This is a genomic window from Desulfoluna butyratoxydans, from assembly GCF_900699765.1.
Lineage (GTDB): Bacteria > Desulfobacterota > Desulfobacteria > Desulfobacterales > Desulfolunaceae > Desulfoluna > Desulfoluna butyratoxydans.
On sequence record NZ_CAADHO010000009.1, the window covers coordinates 96,091 to 109,298 of the forward strand.

General features: G+C 52.6%; 8 protein-coding genes. 4 read left to right on the forward strand and 4 right to left on the reverse strand.

Annotated elements, in window-relative coordinates:
• Positions 1 to 6 precede the first annotated feature (6 nt).
• The gene (locus tag MSL71_RS20620) at positions 7 to 1,134 is read right to left on the reverse strand and encodes an ABC transporter ATP-binding protein (RefSeq protein WP_180144148.1); all 1,128 of its coding nucleotides are present in this window, start codon (positions 1,132 to 1,134) and stop codon (positions 7 to 9) included.
• 422 nt (positions 1,135 to 1,556) lie between these two features.
• Positions 1,557 to 1,844, reverse strand: a complete 288-nt coding sequence (locus MSL71_RS20625; protein ID WP_180144150.1) for a hypothetical protein — start codon at positions 1,842 to 1,844, stop codon at positions 1,557 to 1,559.
• A gap of 1,626 nt (positions 1,845 to 3,470) precedes the next feature.
• Between MSL71_RS20625 and MSL71_RS20630 the strand changes: the two genes are divergently transcribed.
• Entirely contained in the window at positions 3,471 to 3,887 is a 417-nt protein-coding gene (locus MSL71_RS20630) for a ribosomal maturation YjgA family protein (RefSeq protein WP_180144152.1), read from the forward strand.
• Between the two features lie 349 nt (positions 3,888 to 4,236).
• On the opposite strand, the gene MSL71_RS20635 is transcribed toward MSL71_RS20630, so the two are convergent.
• Positions 4,237 to 5,919, reverse strand: a complete 1,683-nt coding sequence (locus MSL71_RS20635) for a sulfatase-like hydrolase/transferase (RefSeq protein ID WP_180144154.1) — start codon at positions 5,917 to 5,919, stop codon at positions 4,237 to 4,239.
• A gap of 806 nt (positions 5,920 to 6,725) precedes the next feature.
• Between MSL71_RS20635 and MSL71_RS20640 the strand changes: the two genes are divergently transcribed.
• Together MSL71_RS20640 and MSL71_RS20645 are read left to right on the forward strand one after the other, a co-directional pair.
• Positions 6,726 to 6,905 (forward strand): hypothetical protein, encoded by a 180-nt coding sequence (locus tag MSL71_RS20640; RefSeq protein ID WP_180144156.1) that lies wholly within the window; start codon positions 6,726 to 6,728, stop codon positions 6,903 to 6,905.
• 142 nt (positions 6,906 to 7,047) lie between these two features.
• Entirely contained in the window at positions 7,048 to 9,036 is a 1,989-nt protein-coding gene (locus MSL71_RS20645) for a methyl-accepting chemotaxis protein (protein WP_180144158.1), read from the forward strand.
• A 51-nt stretch (positions 9,037 to 9,087) separates the two neighbouring features.
• Here the strand turns inward: MSL71_RS20645 and MSL71_RS20650 are convergent, their stop codons facing one another.
• On the reverse strand, positions 9,088 to 9,456 hold the full coding sequence (locus MSL71_RS20650) for a hypothetical protein (RefSeq protein WP_180144160.1): 369 nt from the start codon (positions 9,454 to 9,456) through the stop codon (positions 9,088 to 9,090).
• Positions 9,457 to 9,859: 403 nt separating this feature from the next.
• Here MSL71_RS20650 and MSL71_RS20655 point away from each other — a divergent pair, with 403 nt between their 5' ends.
• Positions 9,860 to 13,036 carry a hypothetical protein gene (locus tag MSL71_RS20655; RefSeq protein WP_180144162.1) on the forward strand — a complete coding sequence of 1,059 codons (3,177 nt, stop codon included), beginning with the start codon at positions 9,860 to 9,862 and terminating at the stop codon, positions 13,034 to 13,036.
• Positions 13,037 to 13,208 lie beyond the last annotated feature (172 nt).

Consider the following 13,208-nt stretch of genomic DNA (forward strand, 5'->3'; position numbering starts at 1 on the left):
AGCCCCCTACTTGTTGCTGTCGTCTTCATAGAATTCCATGATCTTGTCCTGGATGTTCTGATAGGTGATGGTTCCCTTGAAATGGCCGTTGTCGTCCACCACGCAGTAAAAGTCCATGGTGTCCATGAGCATGGAGGAGAGAACCTCCCGAAGGGGTTCGTCGTCTTCCACAAAGATCTGGAAGGGCTCGGCCACGTCCGTCACCGGTCCGGTTTCGAACTTCAGGAGTTTGGGCGTCACGTAGCCCACGGGCTTGCCGTTTTCCACCACAATTCCCACCTTCCGGTTTTTCTCCATAAGGCGGTCCAGGGCTTCCGGGCTCTTCATCTCTGCCGGGATCACGTTTTTCGGCGAGGAGTTCATGGCTTCCCGGGCGCGGATCAGCCCCAGGACCTTGAGGGCGCGGTCGGCCCCCACAAAGTCCGAGACGAACTTGTTCCGGGGCTGGGTGAGGATCATCTCCGGGGTATCGAACTGTACCAGCTGCCCGGCCCGGAAGATGGCGATTCTGTCCGCCATTTTGATGGCTTCGTGGATGTCGTGGGAGACAAAGACGATGGTTTTTTTCAGGCGGGCCTGGAGCCGCATGAATTCATCCTGAATTTGATCGCGGTTGATGGGGTCGATGGCCCCGAAGGGTTCGTCCATCAGGAGGATGTCCGGGTCCGCGGCCAGGGCGCGGGCCACACCCACGCGCTGCTGCTGTCCGCCGGAGAGTTCGGCGGGGTATCTGTCGCTGTAGGTCTCCGGGTCGAGCTTGACTATTTTTAAAAGGTGGGCCACCCGGTCGTCGATTTTCGCCTTGTCCCATTTGAGGACCCGGGGGATCATGGCGATGTTTTCATAGATGGTCTTGTTGGGGAACAGGCCGATCTGCTGGATCACGTAGCCCATGCTGCGCCTGAGCTGAACGGGGTTGAGTTCGCGGATGCTGCGGCCGTCCACCAGGATGTCCCCGCCGGAGATCTCTTCCAGCTTGTTGGTCATGCGGAGCAGGGTGGTCTTGCCACACCCGGAGGGGCCAAGAAAGACAACGACTTCTCCCGGTTTGATCTGCAGACTGATGTCTCGAACGGCCGGTACGGCATCCTGGCCGTTTCCGTATACTTTTCTTACATTTCTGTATTCAATCATCTGGTTCCTGCGGCGTAAAACAAATCGTGCTGATTCGCCTATGCGACGTCTCTTTTGAGGGAATGGTTTCCGAAATTTATTTACAACTCAATGGATCATGGAAGCCATTCATACCATATAAAATCCATTGAACACAATAGGATAAATTTCATTCTGTGGGTGTGTATGTCGAAAAAGTGGAATGATTTTGGGTATTTTTCTGGCTGGCGGGTGTCCGATATATGTATTTAGTTCGAAGCTTTTTTATGATTGCACAGGGAACACATGGCGTAAAAAGGTTTGGGTTCAATGGATGACTGATTCTTGGCGGGGAGGCCATGGCGTTTAGGGCAATGACTGGCCAAAAAACATGCCCCCGGCAGGGCCGCCGGAGGCATGGGTTGGATTGTTGGTTTTTTTTGGGCAGGCTTATGCTGATGCTGTCAGCGGGTGTTCTTCATTTTTTCCTGCTCCTCCCTGTAGATTTCAACCATGCGATCAATGGAATCGTACTGGCGGCTGAGGAGATCTTCGGTGATCGTGCGAATCCCCCATTTTTTAAAGTCTATCTGGAGGCCGTTGCCGCCGGGGGCCTCGGTGCCGCATAGTTCCGAATACAGTCTGCCCACGGCGTGGAGGGTGCGATGGATGTCCTTGATGGCGTCGCAGAGTTCTGAGATTTCGGGTCGTGAGAACATGACAGTTGAAGTCTGGGTTGTGAATGAGGGCATGGGAGCTCCTTGTTTGATGCATTGTGCGTAATGGACTGTGCGGCTGCGCACGAGGCTCTCACCGGGGAAACGTGCGTATTCATGGAGAGCGGGCTCCCGATGGGGTTCGGCGCATGGCAGCCCGTGGGGAGACCGGGCTTTCCCTGCGGAACCGAGCCGCCGGAACGCTCCAAAAAAAGTGCGCACCACGGGTGTGTTGCCTGTTGGCATTGAAACGGGGGGCGGCAGTGCGCCTTTGGCGATGGTCGCGCTGATGCCGAGGGTGTCATGTCGTCTGGCCCGGCTATGTGTGGGAAAACGATCAGGCCAGGGCGCTGCGTCTGGGTATTCATGAAAATTTAGAAGGTTCAGCCATGCAACATGCAATGCCCCGCTTTTGGCTCTTTTTGTTGCCTTAGGACGAGCTGGGCGGTTGCTGGAAGAATTCTAAATTTTGTTAAGAAACATGACTACCATTAGAAAAAAATACTCAGCCCCGTTCTCATGCGTGAAACGAGAAAAACGCCCCTTGGGTGAGGCCATGTCGAGAGACAGCAGAAGAGTAGCCCGTGCGTGGGCTTTCGGAGAATATGAATGGGTATCCCGTTGGGGCGCCGTGCCGCCCGTTATTCTGAAACGCCGGTGTTTTCTGGCCATTTGTAACGACAGTATAGCAGGTTGAGAGGATGCGGGGTTCCGCGGGTGGAGGATAAATCGACTTGAAATGGATGTGGGTGTGGGGTAAAAAATCGTTTAGCCATGACGACCTCCGGTAAAGGTTGTACTGGTTAGGCCTGACAGGGTGTTTGCCGACATCCTGTCGGGTCGACTTCATGCATCTAATAACTAGTTATTACACCCCACCATAATTTCATCGATTCGCCATGTCAATAGTTTTTATCTGATAAATCCGGTGGTTAATTGTTTGGTTTTTGTTAGGGTGTGGGCCATTGGCCCGGCCGTCCCGGTCATCCTTTTGGGTACCGGGTGATGGACCGCCGTTGCAGCCATGGGGGTGCGGAATTTTTTTAATATTGCTTGTTTGTGCTTTGGGGGCTGCGAAAAAGTTGTTGTCTTTTATGGTTCTGTTTTTAAGGCGAAAAAGAGTCTTTTAAATACTCTTTCTATTGCCAGTGTAAATAAAAATGTCAGGTCTGCGATTGAATCGTCTGGACATCAAAAAAGAAGTGTGAGATAGTCTGCTTATCGATTTACTGCTTTGCACACCCAGCAGGCTTTACGATGTGTGTTTTGCTTGCCTTTGTATGGCAAGGGACGGAGACTCATTCTCACGCTCCGGCTCGATCTGCGTTTTTTTCTCCTTCGGCTCACGTTCCTTCAATCCGTCCCTTGCCCGCACCTCCCTTGATAGACCGGAACACTCCGGTTATCTCCTCCGACACATCCTTTTTCCTCATATTCATTTTTACAGATTACGCGAGTCATCCCCATTTGCCCGCCCCGTCCGCTCGAAACCATAAGAGGTTCTGCGATGTCGGTTTCGTCGTTCTTGACTTGTGGGATAAGAAAAATCCTTTTTTGATATTTTACTGTTTTTGTTTTATCGTAAGGGCCTTTGAATTTGATGAGAGTGGAGTGACCTTGCAGTGACGATGGAGGGCGGAGAGATCCGCGTGACAGGTGGGTATGAAATTAAAAATTGATTGGCGCTACGCACGTCTTTTTGTCGGTATGTTTCTGGTGGAGTTGGTGATTGCACTGTTTGTCCGGGATGCGTTCATTCGTCCCTTTGTGGGGGATGCCTTGGTCGTGGTTCTTCTCTACCTTTTTTTTCGCTCTTTTCTGGTCTGTGACAAGGCAAAGCTGGTGACAGGGGTCCTGGTTTTTGCCTGGGCTGTTGAGGTGGGGCAGTACTTTAACCTGGTAGATGTCCTTGGGCTCCAGGGCAACAGGGTCGCAAGGGTTGTTATCGGCTCCACATTCGATGTGATGGATTTGCTGGCCTACACGTTGGGAGCAGGTGCTCTGATGGTTCCTGACGTGTGGGCGTCGGTTCGGAAAAAGTGGATTCGAACGCTTAACTCCTGTCTGTTCCTTTTGTAGCTATTCAGCTTATGCCTCCGGCGGCCCTGCCGGGGCTAAACTTTTTAAAAAGTTTAATAAACAGGCTTTAAAAAATCTTTTTGAGTGAATTTTTACTTTAAAGGCGGATGTGATTTGACCCGAGGAACGAGGGTCAGAGCACATCTGCTATCTGCTTTCAAGGTGGCACACCTTGCCGCCGGAGGCTGTTTTTTTTGAGCTGAATTGTTACTTCCTTTTTTCAAAAAATAAGCCCCCGGCAGGGTTGCCGGGGGCTTATTTTATTTTGCTTTGTTTTTGCGTTGCCCCTTGCCCGAAACCTGCCACAGAAAAACGGCGTGTCCGTGGCAGGTTGAATGAATTTGGGAGGCTATTTTTTCTGGGGAAGCCCGAGCATGAAGACTTCAAGCAATTTCTGGGTTTCGGGCCTGAGGTTTTCAATTCCTTTGTATGGAATGTCAAAAACGGGAGGCCTATCCGGGTACTTCTGTTTCAACGCCATGTGGCGCTTTACCATACCGGCGAACTGTCCCCCTGCCCAAGGGCCGTATTTGATGGCGTCCATGGGGCGTTTTTCCCGGGGATCCCGGTAGAGGTCGAAGATGGGGGCGGCGATGGGGTTATCGCCCGGGGCGGGAAGGTGCATCTTGTATTTGTTCTTGACTACCGATTTCAGCGTAGGTCCTTCATAAATATGGACATAGTCGCGGCGTCCGTGGCCCTCTCCCAAAAGCAGGATCCCGGTCTGGTCCACCCCGTCGATGACCCTGTCCCTTGGCACGCCGTCCATGGCATTGCCCAGGCGGGCAAGGGTTGTGAACAGGTCACTGACGTGGAAGATGTCCCCGGCAAAGCTTCCGGCTTCAATCACCCCTTTCCACTTGACCCAGGCATTGACGCGTACGCCCCCTTCCAGGTGGTCGGTTTTGCCGCCGCGATAGATGCGGTCGCTCTGGCCGGTGGGCCCTTCGTAAGCTAAGAAGGGGCCGTTGTCGCCCATGACGATGATGACGGTGTTTTCTGCAATGCCCAGTTTGTCCACTTCTTGGATGATATCGCCAATCCACTCATCCACTTCAACGAGGATGTCCGCCATGGTCCCGCCGTTGAGGGTGTTGTATTCACTCCTGAATTCCTGAACAAAGGAGAGGGGGAAGAGCGGCCAGTAATTGAGGAAGAATGGCTTGTTCTGTCCGGCAAGGGTGCGCAGTTGAGACAAGGCGTGTTTTTGGTATCGCTCGTTCATTTCCCGGTATTTTTTCTGGTTCCACTCCTCACCTTCTTTCAAATCCACTTCGTAGAGCTTTCCGTCGCGCAGCTCCACCCCTGTCACCATGTGTGCGGGGTCCGGGACAAACAGCTTGTCCAGGGTAAAGGTCTGCTTTTGCCGACTTGGGTCCACGCCGCGGATAATGTCCACCGTTTCCATGTCCCGCCCCATAATGGCCAGCTGTCCCTGTTGATGGATGGGGAACTCCGCATGCATGAATCCCTGGTTGTTGGCGTATGCCTGCTCAATATCACCCAGGTGCCATTTGCCCACATGGGAGGTGAAATACCCCGCGTCCTTAAGGACTTCGGCAATGGTGATCTCTTCGGCGTTCAGTCCGTCCCCTGCAAGGGTGGCCTTGGCCTCGGTGGTCCCCGTCCGCGTGGGGTAGCGGCCTGTCATCATGGCCACGCGAGTCGGCGTACAGGACGGCTCCGTGTACATCCTCTGGAGGCTCATCCCTTCCTTTGAAAGTTTTGACATATGGGGTGTCTTGTAACCGCGAATGACACTCAGCTCATCCATGCCGATTTCCCCGAACCCGACATCATCAAGCAGGATGTAAATGAAGTTGGGAGGTTTGCCTCCGTTTTTCTTGCGAAGCTCCGCGAGTTTTTTGTCGATGGCCTTGTCGTCTTCAGCCCACTGCTTGCCGTTCTGGGCTTCCAGGATGGCGTATTCCGCGTCGTGGATGATTTTTTTGCCTTTGGCTCCGGCGGAAACCATGCTGGCGGACAGGCATGACACAAGGAGGACAATTGTCACGATTATGAATCTGTTCATGGCCTTTCTCCCGATTGAGTGGATGCGTTACGGTTGATGATGCATTTCAAACAACGGTGACGGACCCATGGGGGCGGCCCCATGGCTATGGCTGCTTTGCGTCTTTTGGGTGGGTGTTTCGGCATGCGCAGGGTGTGCCTGTACATAAGGAAGCAGGGTGGTCATGGTTGGATTGCGGGGGCTTGGGCTGGCTCAAAGGGCGGTTCCGGTGAGTGTGCCATAGGCTTCGCTTTTTTGTGTGGCGGCATGCCAAAGGCCTGTAATTAAACAGATACAGGCTACCATATCGTGCCTGAAATCAAAACCTATTTTCCGGCCGTTACCCGAAAGATAACGTGGGTTCCCAGGGTGCCGGTGACCTATAGTGTCTGTGCATGTGGGCCCGTGCCCGGCTGTTTTTCTCTTCACTGTTTTTTTGTTTTCTGCCCGCTTATTTTCTTGTGAAATGATTCCTTGTTTGTTGGTCGTGCAGCGTGATCGCCTTGTAGTGAGGGGTTTCGCTTCATTGAACCGTAAAGGGCCTGTCCCTTGAAACGTGATACAGATCTGGCTGTTCGGAATGTTGTGAGACAGGTGAATGGCGATATGTCATTTCTTGGGGTGACGTTGCTGAATTTTGATTTTAAGAAGTAAATTTCCATTTTTTCCTTTGCTTTGGGATGTCACGGCCAGCGCTTCTCATCGTCCGTCGGGCATGGGGTTTTGCTGGTTGGCATGGATGTTGAAAAGAGCAGATCCATCACCAGTGCGGCGGGAGCACGGACTTCCAATGGCCCGAGGGGGGGACGCCTTCCAGGGCCGCCGCCATGTTGATCATTGGGGGAACGGGGACTTGGGTGAAGATGATGTCCACCCCGTTCGACACGTTGTTGTTTACCGATGTCACAATCGTTTTGGGGATTTTTGATGCATGGCTTTTGACGAAAGGATTGCCGGGAGAAAGAACGGCTCTTTTTGCCAAGGCAGTGGCAAATGCCCGGCCCTGATTTCATGTGGTTGAACAGAATGTATACGCTGAACGCAGTGACCCGTGTGCCGGAGAGCCCCCTTTGGGTTTTCATGCAAAAGCAGGGACGCTGATAAATATTTTGCGAAGGATATGTTGATACGATGGCTATGGTAAAGAAAATGACACTTCGAACCAAACTCACCCTTGGATTTGCAACCATTTTAACCCTGCTTGCGTTTACATCCCTTTTGGGGATTTCAAAATTGAGAACCTCTTCCCAGGGGTTTGCCAGCTATCGCGACATGGCTCGCGATACAAACCTGTCCGGGCGTGTTCAGGCCAATATGCTGATGGCCCGGATGAGCGTCAAAGGGTACCTCATCAATGGAAGCGAATCGGATCGGGAAGAGTTTCAGGCGTACTACAAGAAAATGTATGCCTTTCTTGAAAGGGCGGGCCAGGATATCGAACATCCCGAGCGCGCCGCCAAAATTGCCCAGATAAAAAAAGACGTGGAACGATACCACCAGGCCTTTGGCGAGGTTGTGTCGCTCACCGAAGCGTTTCACCGTCTGGAGAAGGAGTCTTTGAACGTCTATGGCCCCAAGGTGGAGGCTCTTCTTGCCGGGGTCATGGATGCTGCGGAAGGAAACAACGCCGCCAGTGCCGTCTACCATGCCGGCAACGCCATGAAGCACTTGCTGGCTGCCCAGGTTTACGAAGGGCGCTTTTTCACCACCCATTCTGACGACGATGCCCGGCAGGTGACCGCCGAGTTTGCATCCATGAAAGATGCCCTGGATGCCTTGGGGCGCCTTGTTACGGACGAATCCCAGAAAACAGCGGTGTCCGCCATCGGCGATAATCTTGGGCTCTATATGGACGGTCATGCCAGGGCCCAGGCAATTCAGGCGAAAAGGGATGCCATTGTTACGGGGGTTCTGGACCGGATCGGCCCTGTGGTGGCCTTATCCATCGAGGAGATCAAGCTGGACATCAAGGGCGTTCAGGATCAAATCGGTCCCAGGCTTCAGGCATCCAACCGCAAAGGCCAGACATTTATCGCGGTCCTGAGTCTTGCGGCGCTGGTGGCGGGGATCGCTGTGGTGATTTTTCTGACCCGAAGCGTTCTTTCCCAGCTGGGCTGCGACCCTGCCCAGATTGCCGAGGTGGCCCACAGCATTGCCAACGGAGATTTGTTGGTGGCATTTGATCGGAACGGGAAGGATAAAATCCAAGGGGTATACAAGGACATGGAAATCATGGCGGCCAGTCTGCGGGAGTTGTTTACCGATATCAACTCCGGGGTTCATACCCTCACCGCATCTGCCACGGAGTTGACCGATATCTCGGGGCAGATGGTCTCCGGCTCCGCCCAGACCTCGGATCGGTCCAATACGGTGGCGGCCGCAGCAGAAGAGATGAACGTCAACATGACATCCGTTTCCGCGGCAACGGAGCAGGCAGCCTCCAACATCAACATGGTGGCAGCAGCCCTTGAGGAGATGACCTCCACCATCAATGAAATCGCCTTGAACACCTCAACGGCAAGGAATATCAACGATGAAGCGGTGGCTCTCTCCAAGCAGGCCTCGGCCAAGGTCGACACCCTGGGCAGGTCCGCAAACGAAATAAGCAAGGTGACGGAGACCATCAACGAAATATCCCAGCAGACCAACCTCCTGGCGCTAAACGCCACCATTGAAGCGGCGAGGGCCGGAGAGGCCGGCAAAGGGTTTGCCGTGGTTGCCGGAGAGATCAAAAGCCTGGCCGTAGAAACCTCCAATGCAACCCTGGAAATCAAAGGCCAGGTTGACGGAATCCAGGGCGCCACCGTTGACGCCATTAACGAAATTCAGGGGATTTCCGATATCATCGACCGACTTAATGAGCTGGTGACAACCATTGCCTCGGCCATTGAAGAGCAGTCCGTTACAAGCAAAGAGATTGCCGGCAACATTTCCCAGGCCTCCATGGGGACCGAGGAGATCAAGGAGAGCATCTCCCAGAGCGCTGCGGTGTCCGGGGAGATCGCCCACGACATCAGCGAGGTGGACCAGGCGGCAAGGGAGATGCTGAACTCCAGCACCCTGGTGGGCGGCAATGTCGATGCCTTGAAAGGCCTTGCGGACCATCTTGAAGGTAAGGTGTCGGCCGTCCGGTTTTGATCTATGGGCGGGTGAGGCCCCGGGCCAACGGTGCCTCACCCGTTTTTTCCATTACTCCGGTGCGATGCTGATATCCACGATTTCGATGATCGTTCCGTGCATGTGAATACCGGCCATGTCTTCTTTTTTTCGCGCCGTCAGCCTGACCCTGAGCCCGTCTTTCCGAAAGGTCTCGGGCAGGTTGACGGGATCGTATGTTTTGCCGTCCTTTGCCTGTATGGCGAAAAACCCGCCTTCGATCTCCTTGTAAACCACCAGCCCCTCCACATCAAAGACATGACCATGTTCCTGGTCGGGAGCCGCCATTCCGGTCTCCTGTGTCACGTTATGGGGAGGCTCCTGGGGTTCCGGTTTGCCCGGGCACCCGCAGAGCAGGGTGGCGCAGAAAAGGATGATAAAAAAACGAATGAGACGGGGCATGGGTGTCCTCCATGGAACTTGGGTGACGTGTTGTAGTAGGCAGACAGCTTGATTATTGACTCAGGGCATTATGCAATTTTTGTTGAGGACTGGCGATAGATCTTTTTTAACTGCGCTGTTGAAAGGGATAAATAATTTGTTCTAATTCTTTGGCTAAAATGTTAAGATATATTGAAATTCTTATGGTGTTTTAGGTGGTATGTTTTATTTGCCTTTTGAGATGAACGATGGTTCCATCACAGCGGTTATCATTTCTACGATCCTTACTTTTTCCGATTTTTCCGTCAGACCTGTCATGTAAGCCTGTTATCTATCGCACGGGTTTCCCGTGGCCGATGCTTTCGATCATCAGCTAATCGGGCATCGATCCCATCAACCCAATGGCCTATCATGGAGGATAACGATGCAATTCCCCGGTTTGAGACCCGAAGCCCAAGTCTACTCCTTTGAAAAACTTTCCCACAGCCAGCAAGAGGCGTTCGCGTCCATCGTAGGGTTAATGAAGAGTGCGGTGGATAAATTGAATTCAGCGAACCAGAAATTTACGGGCTGCGACAAATCTAAACAACGGGGCTTTCGGCCCAAGAAGGATAATGTCAACCGTATGGCGTTTCTCTCCGGTGGTAGGGGCAGCGGAAAGACCTCCCTGATTTATTCATTGATGAATAGCAGGGAGGGCGAAAAAACGAATAGTGGGGGCGATACGAAAATGGATTACAAGCTCCGCAAGGCGTTGGGCTGCTTAACACCTCAAATCATTTGGCTGCGTCCCATTGAGATGGACAGCCTGCCGACCCCGGATTACATGATGGCGTCCATTCTGGCACGGGTCAACGAGGCTCTGAATTGGTTTGATGAACAAGTGGCTTTGAAAGGGGAGGGTGCCCCGCCCTATCCGCCCATGTTTTACAGCGGGGGAGACCATTCGGAAAATGCACGTGAGAGATTTCGGCGGTTCGAAAAAAATGCTGTCAAGGCATGGCACGGAAACTTGGCCCAGCATGCTGCCAGGATGGACCCCGACTCTTACATCAGCGATGTCTTGGATACCGAGCGTGCGCGCTTAAAAACCATGGAAGAGTTTAGTAACGTTCTCAGAGGATTAACCGAACATCATTTTTCTCCATGCTCAGACAAAAAATACCTTTTTGTGCTACCCTTGGACGATTTCGATTTAAACCCCCGGATCAGCGTCAAGCTGATCAAGCTCATCCGCCTCATCTCCGAGCCTCAGCTCTTCACTTTAGTGGCCGGGGACATCGAGGTTGCCGAGGATGTGTTCAACCTCGACGCCAGGGATCAGCTTCTTCATATCAACGAACGCACCAACGACCCGGTGGATTGGGGCAGCAGCTCCGCGCACTCCATTGTGGGGCGTATGGCCCATGAAAGTTCCTCCAGTGCCATGCGCAAGTTGTTCCCCAAATCTCATACCGTGAAGCTGGATCCCATGGATTGGGACGAGGTGTTTCAGTTTTCTCAAGATCGGGCCATGGACAGCTCTCAAGAATGTGAGGAATCGTCGACCAAAGGTGAGGCTACTGAAGAACCAGACGATGATAGCGGCAAGGAAAAGACGATTGGGGAGATGCTGGGGGCGATTCCCTTTGAAATCAACACGATCCCCGGAGGGGATCGTGGAGATGACGGTAAACAAAGGGATCAATATGTGGCCGGGTATAATGTAAAGAGCCTAAAGGCTTTTTTTGATATCGAAGTCAGGGGCCTTGTCTTTGATGAGCGAAAGGCCCTGAAAGCAACGTCGCCCGCCTCCTTGACACTGGAAAAAAGGACCCGAGAGGACATGGTGTACACTGGGCCTGTCCTTTTTAAAATGAATCATCGGCATGCCCATGACATGTGGCGGATGCTGGATGGATATGTTCAGAAGAAGAAGGAAAAAGAGAACGAAAAGGGAACTCAAAATTCCGACAGCAAAAAATTTTGGGTCGCCTGCGTCAGGGAGATTGCCAGGGAGCTTTTTTTGCAGAGCGCAAACGACGGTGAGTTTTTTTCCAAGGAGCTTTGCGACACGGTTATGGGGGCCATCCAGGAGGACTGCTACGGAAAGCTCCAACTCGATACGCATTGTTTGGAAATCGACCAGATCACCGGGCCCCGAATTCATTTTTCGAACCCGAGTACTCCGGGGCAGGTGGTCGTGACCCAGCCCAAGAGTTGGCGGGTGTCGGCAACTGTGGAGGCGTGCCCCTTCAATCCGTCTCCCCATACTGTCACCCTTTCATCCCGTGCCAAGGCTGCCCTGATGTTTCTCCACGACCACCTGGTCCTGGCCGAGCCCAGCGGCATCGTGGGCAGGAGTCTGATGAAAAAGCTGGACCCGCCTGATTGGGCCCATGGCCTGTGGCCGGGTGGCAACGGAACCGGGGTCAAGGTGCCGTGGCCGCTCCCACCGTTGCGGAGCCTCTGGGCCCATGATCTCTTCAGCCGCTGCTGGGCGCAGGTGTGGGAGTGGATGGAGGAAAAAGAGACCAAGTACGCCATTGAGGATTTGATATCGAAGGGAAAGGAGCCCTTTAACCTTTATTTGAAGTATCTGTGGGTAAAGATCGGATGCGGGATTTTTTCCGGGAAGGAGAAAAAAGCTGAACTTGTTCCTCTTGCCTCTCTAACATTGTACCACTTACGGCAGGGGAACCATACAAAAGAGAGCCTGATAGATTATTTAAAATGTGAACGTGGTGCGTCATGGAAGGTCCTGTTCGCGAATGTAGAGGAAGGATGCAGAAAAAAAATACTTTCAGGCTACTATAAGGAATTGGAAAAGCAGAATAACTTCTGCAGCGAGCAAACGGGCGGAGGCAATTCAAGGACAGAAGATGGAGAGTATCTCGAATTGGTAAAATTCATCAAAACGCATGTCCTTGTTTTTTTGCCCGATGTGGCCGGAAGACTAAGAAATACCAATGAATCCGAGACCGCCAAGGACATCGAAGAGGTTTGGAAGAAACACTTTGCCCCGAAAAATCTGATGAACGAGATTTTGGATGAGATAAACGAATTACTTTGTGTCGACAAAGAAAAGAAATCAAGACAAGAGGATGGCTGTCCTTGTGGATACATCCACGGGCGCAGGGAGACTCTAATTCGTTCCTGGTTGGCAGGGATCGTGTGCCTTATGGCACCGGAGTCCGGTGGGAAGAAAGAGGAATGGGAAGCATTTTTGGATAAGCTCAATTCCGTTGGTGATGTCGGTAATAGAGGTAATGGTAACGGCAGTTCGGGATGTCTGGATGAAGCGCCACACATCATCAAAGAGATCCTTCTGGAACCGGATATGGTTGCTGAGGTGAGGGCGCGGAGGGCTAAAACGGCTGCACGCTTTTTTGATCAGGGCCTCTTTGGTGAACTCCGGTTTATTTATAAACCGATTCGGCGATCTTTTGCTTCGTCCATTGCGACCCACCGGGAAAGGTTGGTCGATAGGGATTTCTCTCCCTTTTACGAAGATATAGTTCGGGCCTCTTCTCTGCCGGATCTTGAACGGAAGGCGCAGGCAAGGAAGTTGGACGTATTCTTAAGGATTAAAGGGGGTGGGGAGTGCTCTCCTTCTCTGTGAGCTCTGCTTTAGGGGTTGACGACATCCATAACGTTTTGCCCGATGGTGGGTGGTGTTCTGTCTGAAACCTTGCATGCCTTGCCAAGGAGGGCCCGCGTATGTCGGTATCCAACGAGAACCGTTTTAACTCCGCTCTTGTGGTGGATTATCTCTTGTCTGAGATCCTGGCGTT

Bases quoted from the DNA above. Each gene is read 5' to 3' on its own strand.
- MSL71_RS20620 (WP_180144148.1), bottom strand. From the start codon at position 1,134: ATGATTGAATACAGAAATGTAAGAAAAGTATACGGAAACGGCCAGGAT.
- MSL71_RS20625 (WP_180144150.1), bottom strand. From the start codon at position 1,844: ATGCCCTCATTCACAACCCAGACTTCAACTGTCATGTTCTCACGACCC.
- MSL71_RS20630 (WP_180144152.1), top strand. From the start codon at position 3,471: ATGAAATTAAAAATTGATTGGCGCTACGCACGTCTTTTTGTCGGTATG.
- MSL71_RS20635 (WP_180144154.1), bottom strand. From the start codon at position 5,919: ATGAACAGATTCATAATCGTGACAATTGTCCTCCTTGTGTCATGCCTG.
- MSL71_RS20640 (WP_180144156.1), top strand. From the start codon at position 6,726: ATGTTGATCATTGGGGGAACGGGGACTTGGGTGAAGATGATGTCCACC.
- MSL71_RS20645 (WP_180144158.1), top strand. From the start codon at position 7,048: ATGACACTTCGAACCAAACTCACCCTTGGATTTGCAACCATTTTAACC.
- MSL71_RS20650 (WP_180144160.1), bottom strand. From the start codon at position 9,456: ATGCCCCGTCTCATTCGTTTTTTTATCATCCTTTTCTGCGCCACCCTG.
- MSL71_RS20655 (WP_180144162.1), top strand. From the start codon at position 9,860: ATGCAATTCCCCGGTTTGAGACCCGAAGCCCAAGTCTACTCCTTTGAA.